Below are 15012 nucleotides of genomic sequence, written 5' to 3'. Positions count from 1 at the left end.
GTGTGGCTGCCCGCACAAAAGCGCCGTCCCCCCATTCCTACAGTCCGCTCCGCCCGGCCTTGAGGGAGTGCCCGAGCAAATTCCCCCGCGAGTTTTCCCGGAGCCCTCGATCCATGCCTGTTGTCTCGATCCGCAGCCGCAAGCTGCCCAAAGCCATCCTCTCCTTGCTGCTGCCGACGGTCGGCTTCGCGTTCGGCTCTGCCCATGCGACCACCTTCTACGTGCGCACCGACGGCGGCGACGCCACGCAGTGCAACGGTCGCGCCGATGCTGCCTATCCGGGCAGCGGCACCGCGCAGAACTGCGCGTGGAAGAATCCCAACATCGCCCTGCCCAATTCGGGCACCGCGCGCATCGTCGGTGGCGACACCCTGATGATCGGCGCCGGCAGCTTCCAGATCGGCAGCGGCGGCTACATGCAGAAGGTCCCCAGCGGCACCACGACCGCGAAGACCCGCATCCTCGGCAAGGCCGGCACCAAGCTGGTCGGCGTCGCCGGCACGCATCGCGTGATCAACCTGGACGGCAGCTCGAACGTCGAGATCGGCAACCTCGAGATCACCGACAACAGCGACTGCGTCTACAACCATTCCAATACCGCCGCCACCTGCACCAGCACGATGCCGTGGGCGCGCGTGGGCGTGTACGCCGCTGCCTCGGGCAACGTGTACCTGCACGACCTCAACATCCACGGCATGGGCAAGAACGCCTTCAACGCCGGCGGCCTGAACAACTGGACGCTCGAGCGCGTCAAGATGAACAAGAACGGCAGCGCGGGCTGGGACGGCAACGTCAGCACGGGCGGCTACAACTCCGGCGCGATGGTGATGCGCGAGATCGAGATCGCGTGGAACGGCTGTGGCGAGAAAGTCGCCACGGGTGAAGTCTGGGCGTGCTGGGCGCAGTCCACCGGCGGCTATGGCGACGGCTTCGGCACGGTCGACACCGGCGGCCAGTGGCTGATCGAAGACGCCTTCATCCACCACAACACCTCCGACGGCCTGGACCTGCGCTACATGGACGGCGCCGACGGCACCAACGTCACGCTGCGCCGCATCCACTCGGTCGCCAACGCCGGCAACCAGGTCAAGATCAAGGGCAACTCGCTGATCGAGAACTCGGTGCTGGTCGGTCACTGCACCTATTTCCGCGGCAAGTACAACATGGCCGAGGCCGATCTGTGCCGCGCCTACGGTTCCTCGCTGCTGCTGATCCTGACCGGCAACGACACCGCAACGGTGCGCCACAACACCATCGCCGGCGAAGGCGATGCGCAGATCGCCTATGGCGAAGGCGCGACCACCGACAAGATCTACGTCCAGAACAACCTGGTCGTCGGCTTCCCGTACTACGCCAGCACCACGACGCAGACCCTGATGACGGGCGGCAGCGCTCCGGCGGCCAAGTCGTTCACCGGCAACATGGGCTGGAAGGTCCGTACCTGCCCGACCGGCACGACCTGCACGCAGGATCCCAAGCTGGCCGGCATGACCCTGGCCGCGTTCGACGCCGAGCCGCTCACCGGCAGCCCGGTCGCGGACAAGGTGGCGATGATCACCGGCATGAACACCGACTTCGTCCTCGCGCCGCGCCCCTCGGGCACTGCCAATGACGTGGGCGCCTACGAGATGCAGGCCGGTGGCACCACGCCGCCGGAGCCGACCCCGGTGTGCACGCACGCCGCGCCGACCCTGACGATGACCGGTCCCACCGGCACGGTCGCCGCCGGTACGCAGAACACCTACTCGGTGACCCTGAAGAACAACGACAGCAGCGCCTGCGCCAATGCCAGCTTCAGCCTGGCCCGCAGCGTGCCGTCGGGCTGGACCGGGACGCTGTCGACCACCTCGATCTCGCTCGCTCCGGGTGTCAGCAGCACCGTCACCCTGGCGGTGACCTCGCCGGCCACCGCCGCCGCCGGCAGCTACGGCATCGGCGTGGGCACGAGCAGCGCGGCAGGCAGCGTGCATACGCAGAACGCCTCCAGCACCTACCAGGTGGCCGCCGCTCAGACCCCGGCTCCGGCGCCGATCACCGAGACGGTCAGCACCAGCAAGTCGGTCTACCTCCCGGGTGAGGTCGCCTCGATCACGGCGCGCGTGCTGGCCAACGGCGTCGCGGTGTCCGGCGCGCAGGTGAGCTTCACCATCGTCAAGCCCAATGGCGGCAGCTCCGTGCTGACGGCCACGACCGATGCCAGCGGCTACGCCCGTGCCTCGTTCGCGACGTCCAAGGGCAAGGCTTCGCTGGGCACCCACCAGGTGACCGCGAAAGCCACCAGCGGCACCCAGACCGCCAACGCGACCACGAGCTTCTCGGTCGCGCGCTGATCCAAGCGATGTGATTCAAGAGCCCCGGACTTGTCCGGGGCTTTTTTTTTGGCTCCTTCCCCCGCTTGCGGGTGGGATGGGGGCAGCAGGTCGCCGAGGATCAGCTCCTTCCCCCGCTTGCGGGGGAAGGTTGGGATGGGGGCCGCAGGTCGCCGCGAAACGGCTCCTTCCCCCGCTATGCGGGGGAAGGTTGGGATGGGGGCAGACGATCGCGGCGAATCCGACAAGAGCTTTTTCCTTTCGTCGAACCCTCAACGCAAATTCGCCCCACCTGTTTGCACGGATGCGTCGCGACCTGCGCCCCCACCCCAACCCTCCCCCGCCAAGCGGGGGAGGGGGCAATACGCCGCGACCTGCGCCCCCACCCCAACCCTCCCCCGCCAAGCGGGGAAGGGGGCAATACGTCGCGACCTGCGCCCCACCCCCACCCCGCCAAGCGGGGGAGGGGCAGATCCGTCACGACTTCTTCTTCTTCTTCTTCTTCACTTTCTTCCCCGCGGCCGCCTTCTCCGCCTTCTCCGCCGCCTGCCGCGCGCGCACGCTGTCTATCTCGGCCGGCAGCGCCTGCTGGAACAGGACCAGCAGCTCCGCGACGGCGTCGTCGTCGATCGGCTGGCCGCCGCGCGTGGTGGCGGTGACTCTGGTGGTCAGGCGCGGGATCGTTTCCGAATGCGGCACGGCCTTGGTGAGGACCATGAACCCGACGCCGCGATAGCGCAGCACGTACAGGTCCAGCATCTGCGCGCGACCCTCGTATTCCACGCCGGGCGTGCGCACGGCGATCTGGCCGATGGCGTTCCAGGTATCGAGCTTGTCCGCCTCGATCAGGAACTCGCCGCGCGTGGTCGTGGGCGGCGGCGGCGGTTCGACCACCGGCGTCGGCTCGGGCGCCACCGGCGGCGGCGTGGCCGTGCGGCAGCCGGCGAGCACGACCAGCAACAGCAGCAGGACCAGGCGCATGGGGGATCCGTTCGTCCGTTGGCGAGGGAGTTCTTGTGGCACCGGCGGCGTGAACGGCGTGGAAACTTGCCACCGCGCCCGCGCGGCCGAACAATCGGGCCCAAGCGGGCGTGCGTGGCACGCAGGAGTGGCATGGCTTCTTCCGTCCTTCCCCACCTGCAACTGCCGCTGCGCGCCGCGCTCGCCGCGGCGCTGGCGGTGGCGCTGGCGCAGTGGCTGCGGCTGGAGCACCCGATGTACGCCCTGGTCGGGGCGGTGATTGTGACCGACCTGGTGCCCGCGCAGACCCGCCAGCTCGGCGTGTGGCGCATGGTCGGCACCGTGCTCGGGGCGACACTGGGCGCCCTTCTGAGCTATTTCCCGCACGGGCCGGTGGCCATCGGGATCGGCATCGCGGCGGCCATGTTCCTGTGCCACGTGTTGAAGCTGCGCGGCGCGGCCAAGGTGAGCGGTTACGTCTGCGGCATCATCCTGCTCGAACACGCGGTCGAGCCGTGGACCTATGCGTATTTCCGGCTGCTGGAAACGGCGCTCGGCATCGCGATGGCCATCCTGGTGAGCCTGGTCCCGTTGATGCGGCCGCCCGACGACGGCAAGTAACCCGCGCCGGCCGCTGCGGCCAACCTTTGGGACATGCAGGCGTGCCCGCCGGCCCTAGGATGGCTGCATGGACGCGCCCTGCTGGTTCGAGACCCGCCACGATGGCGAAGCAGTACTGCCCACGCATCGCCACGGACGCGGCTACGCGGCGCTGGTGATCGACGGCCAGCACCTGGAAGCCTGCGTGGATGGCGCATTCGAGTGCACGCCGGGCACCCTGCTGCTGCATCCGGCCTATCACGCCCACGGCAACCGCTTCGGCCGCCGCGGCGCGCGGGTGATCAACATGCCGCTGCCGGACGGCGTGGCGCCCGACGGCCTGCGCGCCTGGCGCGTGCCGCACTTGGACGAGGCGCGCGCGATGTTCCAGCGCGAGCCTTGCTCGCTCGCGGCACTCCTCGCGCAGGCCATGCCCTGCACGCCGGTCGAGTTGCCGGACTGGCAGCCCGCACTGCTGCAGGCGCTGGCCGACAGCGAGCTGCCCATCGGCGCGCTGTGCCGGCAACTGGGCGTCTCCCTGGCCCATGCCAGCCGCGCGCTGGCGCGATCGCACGGCATGTCGCCGCAACTGCTGCGGCGCGAACTGCGCTGGCGCCGGGCGCTGTCGCTGCTGCACGGGGAGGGTGAGCTGAGCGACATCGCGCTGCGCTGCGGCTTCTCCGACCAGAGCCATTTCACCCGGGTGACGCGCCGCTACGCCGGCCTCCCGCCGGCGGCGCTGCGCCAGCAGATCAAATCCGTTCAAGACGCGCCCGCGGCCGCTGCGGTCTGCTAGTACCCTCGGCCCGCACCGGGCTGCCCGGAACCACGACCATGCCGCACCCGCTCCTGACCGCCGCGTTCTCGACTTTGTTGTTGCTCGCCGGCCCCGCGCTTGCGGCGAAGGAATCCTCCCCCGAAGCCAGGCAGGCCATCTCGCAATCCACCGGCGCCGTCCTGCGTGGCGACAGCCGCAATGCCCTCGCCGTGTTGCGCGCGGTGCCGGTCGAGGCCTTCGACGACACCGACGCCGCCTACCGCGCCTGCATGATCGAGCGGTTCGACCGCAGCTCGCCGCCGCCGCCGTCCGCCGCCATCGAGGACCCCTTCGTCCGCGACGTCCTGGCCGCCTACCAGCAGTACTGGTGGCGCGCGCTGGCAGCGCCCGCCGGGCGCACGGCGCTGGAAGCCGACCTGTTCGAGCGCCTGCGCACGCTGCTGGGCGAACACGGCCGGACGGCGAAGGACTTTGACGCACTCGAAGCGCCCTTGCAGGCGCAGCTGCAGGCGCACGGCTACCACGCGCTGCTCGGGCTCACCGCGCCGCTGCGCGAGCTGATGCTGTGGCGCACGCAGACCACGCGCCAGTATCCGGTCGCGCTGCCCGAGGGCGTGCAATCGGTCAACGCGCAGCTGCTCGACGATTTCGCCAGCCTGGGCTGGAGCGCGTACGGCCGCTGCGAGCGCGGATCCAACGGTGGCTGGGCGACGCAGGAGGCGGTGTTCGCCGTCGTGCCCTCGTACAAGGAAGGCCTGGACAGCGAAGCGTTTCGCGTCGTGTTCCTGGCGCACGAGGCGCAGCACTTCGCCGACAAGCGCCGCTTCGGGTCGCTGGAGAACTGGGAACTGGAATACCGCGCGAAGCTGGTCGAGCTGGTCTACGCCGGCGAGGCGCTCGGTCGCAAGCGCCTGCAGGGGTTCATCACCGCGCAAGGCGACGATCCCGGCGCGCCGCATCCCTACGCCAATGCGCGGCTGGTGCGCGAGCTGACCTCGCGACTGGGCATGGCCCCCGACCAGGCACCGCTGGCGCGGCTGCAGGCCGCGGCGCGCGACGCGCTGCTGGACGACTCGAAGGCCCGCGTCGCGAAGATGGCCGGATCGGGCGGCGCCTGACCGCCGGCTCCTCGCCGCGGCAGATCGTCGGGCGCGATCGCCGGGGCACGATTGCCGGGCACGACTGCCCCGGTGCGACGGCGCACCTCACCCACCGGACGCGCGGCGTCCGCGGGTGCGCCGGTTGCCAGTGCGCTAGCCGCGGTCCACGATGTCCCTGCCTGGCCTAGGAGGATGTCGATGACCCGCCCGATGCTGTCCTTCGCACTGCCGCCGATGACCGGCGGCTTTGCACATGCCGGGATCACGCATCGCGTGTTGGGCCGACGCGACGGATCCTCATGGCGTGACCTGCGATTCACGGTCCATGGACCAGGCTTCGAACACGCAGCAGCACCAGGCCGCGCGCGGCCGCCCAGTGGCGGCGCGCAGCGAGCTGCGGCAGTCCGCGCACGGCCTGGGCTCGCTCACGCATCGCCCGGCCACGGGCCTGGTCGCGGTGCGTGATATTCCATGATGGCCACATGAAGTCCACCTTGCACGTTTGATGAGTGTGCGTGTGTGTCGCCCGCCCCGCCGGCTGTGACCGACGGGAAAAGGAGTGAGCCAGGAACCCTTGCCGAGGGGAAAGGTATGCAGGCAGACGCGCTGAACCGCCGCAACCTGATGCCGTGGATGTTCCTGGCCGTGCTGGCGGGTGCGCTCATACCCGTGGTGATGGCGCTGTTCCTGGCCCGCGGGCAGGCGCGCCACCGCCAGGAACAGCGCGCGTTGTCCTACGCCGCCGATGTGCTTCGACGCAGCGAGGACACCGGCGACCAGATCCTGCACGCCTTCACCGCGCTGGAGCGGGAGGGGTGGAGGCCCGTTGCGGCCCGGTGGAGCGGCAGCGCCTGCAGCGCAGCGATGTGATCCACAGTTACGTCCAGCTGGTGGGCGTGCTCGAGGACGGGCGGATCGTCTGCTCGTCGGCGGGCCAGACGCCCGCGCGCATCGGTCCGCCCGACCTGGTCACCAGCAACGGCTACGACCAGTGGCTCAACCTGCGGCTGCCCTTCGCCGCCGAAGAGCGCTTCATCGGCATCGGCAACGGAAAATTCATCGCCGTGGTCCACAAGGCGCTCCCGGTGGATACGACGATTCCGCGGCACGTGTCGCTGGCGATCATTTCCCTGGCGGGGCAGCGCGTCCTGTCCTCGCGCCGGCATTTCGAGCGCCGGTGGATGCCCCGCCGCGAGGAACTCAAACCCGGCGGCCACCGGACCGTGCTGATCGGTGACCGGCTGATCGCCCAGGTGCGGTCCGACACCATGGACCTGGCCGCCGTCGCGGCGCTGGACGAGGCCGACTACCAGCAGGAACTGGCCTCGGCGACGTGGTTGCTGGCCCCCATCGGCATGGGCGGCGGGTTTCTGCTGGCGTGGCTGCTGTGGCGGGTGGCGGCGACACAGATGTCGCTGCCGGCGGCCATCCGGTCCGGGCTGCGCAGGCGGGAGTTCTTCCCCCTGTTCCAGCCCATCGTGCGGCTGGCGGACCAGCGGGTGGTGGGCGCCGAAGCGCTGATCCGCTGGCGACGCAGCGACGGCCAGTTGGTGGCGCCGGACCGCTTCATCGGGGCCGCCGAGGGCGCCGGTCTGATCGGGCTCGTCACTGCGGAGATGTTCCGGATGGTCGAGAAGACCCTGGCGGTGCTCGCCCGCCACCAGGACACCCCCTACCTGTCGCTCAACCTCTCACCGGGGGACTTCCATTCCGACGACACCGAGCAGCGGCTGCACACGCTGCTGGCGCGCAGCGGCGCCAGTGCCTCGCAGGTCGTGCTGGAGATCACCGAACGCGGCTTCGCCGATATCGGCCACGCGCGCGTGGTGGTCAACCGCCTGCGCGGGCAGGGCTTCCGGGTCTCGATCGACGACTTCGGCACCGGCTACTCCAGCCTGTCGGACCTGGTCCGGCTGGATGTCGACACCATCAAGATCGACAAGGCCTTCGTCGACTCGATCGATGCCGTCGCGGCCACCAACCACATCGCCGCGCACATCGTGGAAATGGCGCACGGGATGTCGCTGGGGATGGTCGCCGAGGGCATCGAGCGCGGCAGCCAGGTGCAGGTGCTGCGGTCCTGGGGGGTCGAGTACGGCCAGGGCTACTTCTTCGCGCAGCCCATGAGCGGCGACGACTTCCTGGCCCTGGTGCACGCCCAGACGCCTCGCGCCGCGGCGTGCGAGCGGGCGCCTTCGGTGCTCGGCGAGTTGCGCGACGAGGCCTGATGGCGGGACGGACCGGCGGCATGCGGCCCCGCCGCGAGGCTCAGTTGTCGATGCCCGGCACCGTGCCCGGCTCGCCGGCATGCAGCACGTGCTGCGCGGCGGGGGTGAGGGTATAGCGGCCTTCGTGGTCGTACAGCATGCCCTTGGCCGCGAGCGCGGCGAGCAGCTGCGCGTCTTCGGGAATGCTGCGGCCCTGCGCGCACTCGCGCAGGCAGGACAGTTCGTCCGGCGTGAGCATGGTCAATTGCGAGGTGGTGGTCATGGCCTCACCCGATGGCGAACGGCGAGCGTCGCCGAAGAAACACCGATGGCATGGACGGCATCTGCCGGGTCACGCGTACTCCGGGCATGACGCCCCAGCGAATGCCGATGCGTTCCAGGCGCCGCTCGATGGAGGGCTTCAGGTGCTCGGGCGTCTGGGCGAGGATCGCTTCGTAGCGTTCGGCCCAGATGTTGGCGAACGCGAACGTGCCGGGATGCCGTGCGTGCAGGCCTGGCAGCTCCTGTTCGAACTGTTCCAGGCGGGCATGCAGGGCATCCGGGTCCAGGGTGCGTGTCTCGGCCATCGCTTGTCTCCCTCGTATTGCGGGCCAAGCTCCGGCCTTGCCGGTATAAACGGTGTGATGCCCGGGACTCCGGCCAGGCTCGGCGAGCCCATCACGGCGGCCGCGCTAGGGTGCCTCATCCCGAGGAACGACCATGGCCTACACCCGCGACTACGCCCCGACCGAACCCGCGCGCGCCGACCTGGACGCACGGCCGGGCTACACCCTCGTCGAGTTCGGCGCCCCGTGGTGCGGCTACTGCACCTCCGCCCAGCCGCTCATCGAGCGCGCCTTGCAGGCCCATCCGGACGTGGCCCACCTGAAGATCGAGGACGGCAGCGGCCGGCCGCTGGGCCGTTCCTTCCGCATCAAGCTGTGGCCCAGCCTGGTGCTGATGCGCGACGGCGAGGAACTGGGCCGCGTCGTGCGGCCCGAGGGCGAGGAAGACCTGGCGCAACTGCTGGGGGCCGCGCGGCCGGTGTAGTTACGCCGCTGGGCGCCGCGGATGCCGCGGTGGCAGCACGCCGTGGGCCCCGACGCTCACAAGGCCAGCAACAGCCCCTGCACACACGCGACGAGCCGGTCGCCGCCTGCCAGCTCCGGTTCGCGTCCGCCGGTGAACGCCGAGAAGGCCGGCAGCACGCAGCCGCGTGCGCGCAGCCAGAAGGCCGGCCAGCGGCCGGGCAGGCCGGGTGCGGCCACGCGGGGATGCACGTGGCCGCACAGCACGTAGCCCGGCGCGGCGTCGTCGGGCTGGTGACGCAGGCTGAAGGGCCCTTCCTCCGCCGTGTCGCCGAGCAGGGTGAGGTCCAGGCCCGCCGTGCGCAGCGCCCGGTCGTGGTTGCCCGCCAGCACCTCGAAGGCCGTCGCCGCATGGGCGGCGCGGAAGGCCTCCCAGCCCTCGCGCCAGCGGCGATCGTCGGCGCGTCCGTGCAGCAGGTCGCCGAGCACGCAGACGCTGAGCGCCTGCGTGTCCGCCACGATCGCGGCCAGCCGCTCCAGGTCGTGGCGGGTGCCGCCGCTGGGCAGCGCGATGCCGGCGCGGCGGAAGATGTCGGCCTTGCCCAGGTGCACGTCGGAGACGAATACACGCCGGCGCGCGGGCCAGTACAGCGCGCGATCGCCCAGCAGCTGCATCGGCTCGCCCCCCAGCACGATGTCCATTCGCTCAGCCATGGCGCCTGTCCAGCTGCGCGGCGGCGCGGGCCACGCGCACTTTCCAGTCCTCCGTGCTGAGGTGGCCGCGCTGGCTCTCCGCCCACAGCGGGAAGGACAGGGGCGTGAGCGAGCGCGGCTGCCGCAACGTCAGCGGGCGCTGCGCGCAATCGGCGAGCACGGCGGCCAGGCGCACGACCTCCAGCTGCTGGGCGAACACTTCGCGCCGGGCCTGCGCGAGCAGCAGGTGGTCCGGGTCGTAGCGGGTGAGCACATCGAAGAGCAGCCCGCTGGAGGCCTGCAGCTGGCGCAGGGAACGCGGCGCGCGCCCGGGCAGCGACGGCGGCAGCAGTCCGGCCACGCGTGCGATCTCGCGGAACTGCCGGCGCGCCAGTTCGGCCAGGTTGAGGCTGGCGTGCAGGTCGTCGACCAGGTCCGCGGGCGACAGCAGCGCGTGCAGGATGCCGGCGTCGATCGTGGCATCGGCCTGGCCGGACAAGACCAGGCCGTAGTCGTTCGCGGAGAAGGAAAACGTGTTCGGCGTGATGCGGCCCCAGCGCAGTGCGAGCAGGGAAGCCAGCCCCTCGTGCACGGCGCGCCCGGCGAAGGGATAGAGGAACAGGTGGCGGCCGTCGCGGGCGCGCACCCATTCGGCGAGCAGATGGTCCGGCCCGGGCAGCGCCGACAGGCGCTGCTGCAGCGCCAGCAGGGGTTCGATCGCGCGCAGTTCCGGTGCGTCCCGCGGGCCGGCGAACACGCGTTCGACTTCGCGTCCCAGTTCGCCCGACAGCGGCAGCCGGCCGCCCTGCCACTTGGGCACCATGCCATCGGCGCGCCTGGCCAGTCGGACGTGCGCGGTCATCTCGTGCAGCCGCACCAGCTCCAGCGTGCGGCCGGCGAACTGGAAGCGGTCGCCCGGACGCAGCCGCCCGATGAAGCCCTCCTCGACGCTGCCCAGCCCGCCGCCGCGCAGGAATTTCACCGCGACGCTGCCGTCGCTGGTGATGGTGCCGATCGACAGCCGATGCCGGTAGGCGACCTTGCGGTCCTCGACGCGGTACACGCCGTCATCGTCGACGGTCACGCGCCGGTAGTCGGGGTAGTTCGACAGCGCGCGTCCGCCCTGGACGATGAAATCCAGCACGCCCTGCCAGGCAGCGTCGTCGAGCGCGGCGAACGCGTGCGTGCCGCGGACCTCGCGCAGCAGCGCCGGGGCGCGGAAGCCGCCGCCCAGCGCCAGGGTGACGCAGTGCTGCGCCAGCACGTCCAGCGACAGGCGCGGCGGCGGACGCGGTTCGATGCGGCCGTGCGCCAGGGCCTCGCGCGCGGCGGCGTACTCCACCAGCTCGAGCGCGTGCGTGGGCACGCACACCACGTGGGCGGCCTCGCCCGGCCGATGGCGCGCGCGCCCGGCCCGCTGCAGCAGGCGCGCCATGCCCTTGGGACTGCCGACCTGCAGCACTTGGTCGACGGCCGGGAAATCCACGCCCAAGTCGAGGCTGGAGGTGGCCACCACGCAGCGCACGCTGCCTTCGCGCAGGCCCTGCTCGGCGGCGGCGCGCAGGCGCGGGTCGAGCGAACCGTGGTGCAGTGCGAGCGTGCCTTCGTCTTCCGGCCACACCGCCGCCAGCGCGCGGTGCCACAGTTCGGCCTGCGAACGCGTGTTGCAGAACAACAGGCTGGTGCCCGTCGACAGCAGGCGGGCGACGACGCGTTCGAGCTGCACCAGCCCCAGGTGGCCCGCCCACGGAAAGCGCTCGCCGGCCTCCGGCAGCAGGGTTTCCAGCGTCAGTGCGCGCGGCGGCAGGCCCGACACGAGCGCGGCCTGCGGCGCGTGCGGCAGCAGGGCGTCGCGGGCTTCGTCCAGGTTGCCCAGCGTCGCCGACAGGCCCCACACCCGCAGCGCCGGCGCCAGCGCGCGCAGGCGGGCCAGCCCCAGTTGCAGCAGTACCCCGCGCTTGTTGCCGAGCAGTTCGTGCCACTCGTCGACGACCACGCCGCGCAGCGCGCCCAGCTGCGCGGCGGTGTCGGGATAGGACAACAGCAGCGCCAGCGACTCGGGCGTGGTGACCAGCACGTCGAGGCGTCCGGCGCGCGCCAGGCGCTTGTCGCGTGCGCTGGCATCGCCGGTGCGCAGGCCGACCTGCCAGTCCAGTCCCAGCGCGTCGACCGGCTCGCGCAGGGCGCGCAGCGTATCGGCGGCCAGCGCACGCAGCGGCGTGATCCACAGCAGCGTGAGCGGACGGGCCGGTGCGCGCCGCGGGCGTTTGCCCGGCGCCGGCGGCGCGCTGTCCGGGCGATCGCGCAGGGCTTCCAGCAGCGCGCCGCCGAAGGCCGCCAGGGTCTTGCCGCTGCCGGTGGGGGTGTGCAGCAGGCCCGATTCACCCGCCAGCCAGCGCGCCCACACTTCCCGCTGGAAGGGCAGCGGCCGCCAGCCGCGCGTGGCGAACCAGTCCTTCAGTGGCGCCAGCACCCGGGGTGACACATCGGGACGGCGGACGCGGCCGGCGGCGGCGTCGCGCGGCACGGCGTTCATCGCGCCAGCGCCCGCAGGGTGTCGAGGCGGTCGGCCTCGCGCGCGGGCTTGTCGTGACGCCAGCGCAGGATGCGCGGGAAGCGCACGGCGATCCCGGACCGATGCCGGCCCGAGCGGTTGACCGCCTCGAAGCCGAGCTCGAACACGTGCAGCGGTTCGACCGAGCGCACCGGCCCGAAGCGTTCGATGGTGTGCGCGCGGATCCAGCGGTCCAGCTGCAGGATCTCCTTGTCGTCCAGGCCCGAATAGGCCTTGGCCACGGGCACCAGCGCGTCGGCGTCCCACAGGCCGAAGGTGTAGTCGGTGTAGAGCGCGCTGCGGCGGCCATGCCCGGCCTGCGCGTAGATCAGCACCGCGTCGACGGTGAGCGGATCGATCTTCCATTTCCACCAGTCGCCGCGGCGTCGCCCGGCCTGGTAGCCGGACGACAGGCGCTTGAGCATCAGGCCTTCCACGCCCCGTTCGCGCGCCTGCCCGCGCAGCACTCCGGCGCTGTCCCAGTCGGGCACGCGCACGCGCGGCGACGTCACCAGCCGCGGGTCGCCGTGGGCGGCCAGCAGGTCTTCCAGCCGGGCCCGGCGCGTTTCCAGCGGCGCCTCGCGCAGGTCGACGCCGTCCAGTTCGAGCAGGTCGTAGGCGAGCACGCGCGCCGGCGTATCGGCGAGCACTTTCGGACCCGGGCGCCGGCGCTGGATGCGGGTCTGCAGTGCGGTGAACGGCAGCGGCGCGTCACCCTCGCGCCAGCCCAGCAGTTCGCCATCGATCACCGCATCGGCCGGCAGCGACGCCAGCGCGTGTTCGATCTCGGGGAAGCGCCCGTCCAGGCGCTCCTCGCCACGCGACCACAGCGCGATGTCGGCGCCGCGCCGGATCAGCTGCACCCGGATCCCGTCCCACTTCCACTCCAGCAGCCAGTCCTCCACCGGGCCGAGCGTCGCCGGATCGACGTCGATCGGCGAGGCGAGGAAGAAGGGATAGGGCTGCGCGCGGTCGCCCGGCAGTTCCTCCGGCGACAGCAGGTCGCGCAGGAACTGCGGCGAAGGCGTCCACACGCCGAGCATGCGCTGGGCGATGCGCGCGATGTCGACGCCGCTCAGCTCCGCCAGCGCCTGCTGCACCAGCCGTTGCGACACGCCCACGCGCAGCGCGCCGGTAAGCAGCTTGTTGAAGGCCAGCCGTTCGTCGAAGGCCAGGCGGGCCCAGGCGCCGGTCACCACTTCGCGACGCGTGTCCGCGTCGGCGCCGGCCACGGCCAGCAGCCGGTCCTCGATCCACACGTGCAGTGGCGCTTCGTCGGTCTGCGCGGGATCGTCGAGCAGCAGGCTCAGGGTTTCGGCCAGGTCGCCGACGTGGTGGTAGCTCTCCTCCACCAGCCATGGCGCCGTGTGGCTGGCCTGCGCGACCCAGTCGCGCAGTTCCTGCGTGCCGGCGATCTTCGCGCGGGCGCCGCCGATCTTGCCGCCGGCGAGCAGCCACAGGGCCCAGGCCGCGTCGCGCGGTGGCGCGTCGCGGAAGTACTCCACCAGCGCGGCACGCTTGTCGAGGGTGGCGGTGCTGCGATCCAGTCGCCGGTAGAGGTCGGCGAAGCGGCGCATCAGTCCTCGGCCCCGTAATGCGTGGCGAACACGCCGGTGGCGATGCCTTCCTCATTGAGTGCGCGGACGATGGCATCGGTGTTGCCATGCGTGGCGATGACGCGGCGGGCGCCGGTTTCGCGGACCGTGCGCAGCAGGTCGGGCCAGTCGGCGTGGTCGGAGACCACGAAGCCGCGGTCGTGGTTGCGGCGCCGGCGATTGCCGCGGATGCGCATCCAGCCGGAAGCGAAGCCGGTCTGCGCGCGGCGGAAACGCCGCATCCACGGGCTGCCGGCGGCTGACGGTGGAGCCAGGACCAGTTCGCCGGCGAAGTCCGCGCCCTTGGCCTCGTCGGCGACGGTGCGCGTGTCCAGCATGGGCACCGCGCATCGCCGATAGACCTCCACGCCGGCGGCGACCGCGCCGTGCAGGTAGGCCGGTCGGTCGGTATGGCGGGCCAGTTCGGCCAGCAAGCGCTGCGCCTTGCCCAGCGCGTAACACAGCAGCACCGCCGCCTCGCCGCGCTCGGCGCACTCCTGCCGCCACGCCACGATCTCGCGCGCGACCTCGCCCGTGTCCGGCCATCGGTACACCGGCAGTCCGAACGTCGCCTCGGTGATGAAGGTGTCGCAGCGCACGACTTCGAAGGGCGCGCAGGTCGGGTCGTGCTGCCGCTTGTAGTCGCCCGAGGCCACCCACACTTCGCCATCGACTTCGATGCGCACTTGGGCCGAGCCGAGCACGTGCCCGGCAGGGTGCAGCGACACGCGCGCGGCACCCAGGGTGAAGGCTTCACCGTAGTCGTGCGCGTGCAGCCGTTGTTCGCCCAGCCGCCACTGCAGGATGGGGATGCCTGCGGCCGCGGCGTGGTACTCGCCCATGCCCGTGCGCGCGTGGTCGCCGTGGCCGTGCGTGATCACCGCGCGCGGCACGGGCCTCCAGGGATCGATGTGGAAACCGCCGGCGGGGCAGTACAGGCCCTCGGGCCGCAGGACGACCAGGTCGGAGTGTTCGCCGCGCGCGGTCGCAAGGGACGCTGACATGCCGGGCAGTGTCGCGGGGCGGCGGTGGTGCGGACGTCATGATCGGGCGGCCACGATGGGCAGTCACGATCGGGCAGTCACGATCGGTAGTCACGATCGGGAGTCACGACCGCCGTGTCACGACCGGCGAACGAAGGCCGCGGCGAGGTTCGCGGCGCGCGCGCGTGGCAGCGGACATCGGAGA

15 protein-coding genes are annotated in these 15012 nt (G+C 71.5%); 8 read left to right on the top strand and 7 right to left on the bottom strand.

Annotated features, from left to right (window positions below):
- Positions 1-113: 113 nt before the first annotated feature.
- A complete protein-coding gene (locus I8J32_RS01710) occupies positions 114-2330 on the top strand; it encodes an NEW3 domain-containing protein (RefSeq protein WP_207526728.1) in 2217 nt (738 codons plus the stop codon).
- Positions 2331-2786: 456 nt separating this feature from the next.
- On the opposite strand, the gene I8J32_RS01705 is transcribed toward I8J32_RS01710, so the two are convergent.
- Complete coding sequence (locus I8J32_RS01705) at positions 2787-3290, bottom strand: hypothetical protein (protein ID WP_200614413.1); 504 nt, start codon at positions 3288-3290, stop codon at positions 2787-2789.
- A 132-nt stretch (positions 3291-3422) separates the two neighbouring features.
- On the opposite strand from I8J32_RS01705, the gene I8J32_RS01700 reads away from it, so the two are divergent.
- The 6 genes from I8J32_RS01700 (at position 3423) to I8J32_RS01675 (ending at position 7975) form a co-directional block, all read left to right on the top strand.
- On the top strand, positions 3423-3890 hold the full coding sequence (locus tag I8J32_RS01700) for an FUSC family protein (protein WP_200614411.1): 468 nt from the start codon (positions 3423-3425) through the stop codon (positions 3888-3890).
- A 67-nt stretch (positions 3891-3957) separates the two neighbouring features.
- The gene (locus tag I8J32_RS01695) at positions 3958-4665 is read left to right on the top strand and encodes a helix-turn-helix domain-containing protein (protein WP_200614410.1); all 708 of its coding nucleotides are present in this window, start codon (positions 3958-3960) and stop codon (positions 4663-4665) included.
- Between the two features lie 38 nt (positions 4666-4703).
- Positions 4704-5765, top strand: a complete 1062-nt coding sequence (locus tag I8J32_RS01690) for a hypothetical protein (protein ID WP_200614408.1) — start codon at positions 4704-4706, stop codon at positions 5763-5765.
- A 307-nt stretch (positions 5766-6072) separates the two neighbouring features.
- Positions 6073-6222 carry a hypothetical protein gene (locus I8J32_RS01685; protein WP_200614406.1) on the top strand — a complete coding sequence of 50 codons (150 nt, stop codon included), beginning with the start codon at positions 6073-6075 and terminating at the stop codon, positions 6220-6222.
- 116 nt (positions 6223-6338) lie between these two features.
- Entirely contained in the window at positions 6339-6617 is a 279-nt protein-coding gene (locus I8J32_RS01680; protein ID WP_200614405.1) for a hypothetical protein, read from the top strand.
- Positions 6563-7975 carry an EAL domain-containing protein gene (locus I8J32_RS01675; RefSeq protein ID WP_200614403.1) on the top strand — a complete coding sequence of 471 codons (1413 nt, stop codon included), beginning with the start codon at positions 6563-6565 and terminating at the stop codon, positions 7973-7975. Before I8J32_RS01680 ends, I8J32_RS01675 begins: the two co-directional genes overlap by 55 nt.
- A 40-nt stretch (positions 7976-8015) precedes the next feature.
- On the opposite strand, the gene I8J32_RS01670 is transcribed toward I8J32_RS01675, so the two are convergent.
- Together I8J32_RS01670 and I8J32_RS01665 are read right to left on the bottom strand one after the other, a co-directional pair.
- Positions 8016-8237, bottom strand: coding sequence for a hypothetical protein (locus I8J32_RS01670; protein WP_200614401.1), 222 nt, complete (start codon positions 8235-8237; stop codon positions 8016-8018).
- 4 nt (positions 8238-8241) lie between these two features.
- Positions 8242-8541 carry a hypothetical protein gene (locus I8J32_RS01665; protein WP_200614400.1) on the bottom strand — a complete coding sequence of 100 codons (300 nt, stop codon included), beginning with the start codon at positions 8539-8541 and terminating at the stop codon, positions 8242-8244.
- A 133-nt stretch (positions 8542-8674) separates the two neighbouring features.
- On the opposite strand from I8J32_RS01665, the gene I8J32_RS01660 reads away from it, so the two are divergent.
- On the top strand, positions 8675-9004 hold the full coding sequence (locus tag I8J32_RS01660; protein WP_200614398.1) for a thioredoxin family protein: 330 nt from the start codon (positions 8675-8677) through the stop codon (positions 9002-9004).
- 56 nt (positions 9005-9060) lie between these two features.
- Here the strand turns inward: I8J32_RS01660 and pdeM are convergent, their stop codons facing one another.
- Genes pdeM through I8J32_RS01640 form a run of 4 tightly spaced genes read right to left on the bottom strand, consistent with a single transcriptional unit; the run spans position 9061 to position 14828 of the window.
- Positions 9061-9696: a ligase-associated DNA damage response endonuclease PdeM gene (gene pdeM / locus I8J32_RS01655; protein ID WP_200614396.1), complete on the bottom strand. Its 636-nt coding sequence runs from the start codon at positions 9694-9696 to the stop codon at positions 9061-9063.
- Complete coding sequence (locus I8J32_RS01650; RefSeq protein WP_200614394.1) at positions 9689-12211, bottom strand: ligase-associated DNA damage response DEXH box helicase; 2523 nt, start codon at positions 12209-12211, stop codon at positions 9689-9691. The genes pdeM and I8J32_RS01650 overlap by 8 nt, the downstream gene beginning before the upstream one ends.
- Positions 12208-13806, bottom strand: a complete 1599-nt coding sequence (locus tag I8J32_RS01645) for an ATP-dependent DNA ligase (protein WP_200614393.1) — start codon at positions 13804-13806, stop codon at positions 12208-12210. The genes I8J32_RS01650 and I8J32_RS01645 overlap by 4 nt, the downstream gene beginning before the upstream one ends.
- Positions 13806-14828, bottom strand: coding sequence for a ligase-associated DNA damage response exonuclease (locus tag I8J32_RS01640; protein WP_200614391.1), 1023 nt, complete (start codon positions 14826-14828; stop codon positions 13806-13808). Before I8J32_RS01640 ends, I8J32_RS01645 begins: the two co-directional genes overlap by 1 nt.
- Positions 14829-15012 lie beyond the last annotated feature (184 nt).

It is taken from the genome of Lysobacter solisilvae, assembly GCF_016613535.2.
GTDB classification, from domain to species: Bacteria; Pseudomonadota; Gammaproteobacteria; order Xanthomonadales; family Xanthomonadaceae; genus Agrilutibacter; species Agrilutibacter solisilvae.
This window is presented reverse-complemented; position numbering and strand designations above follow the sequence as displayed.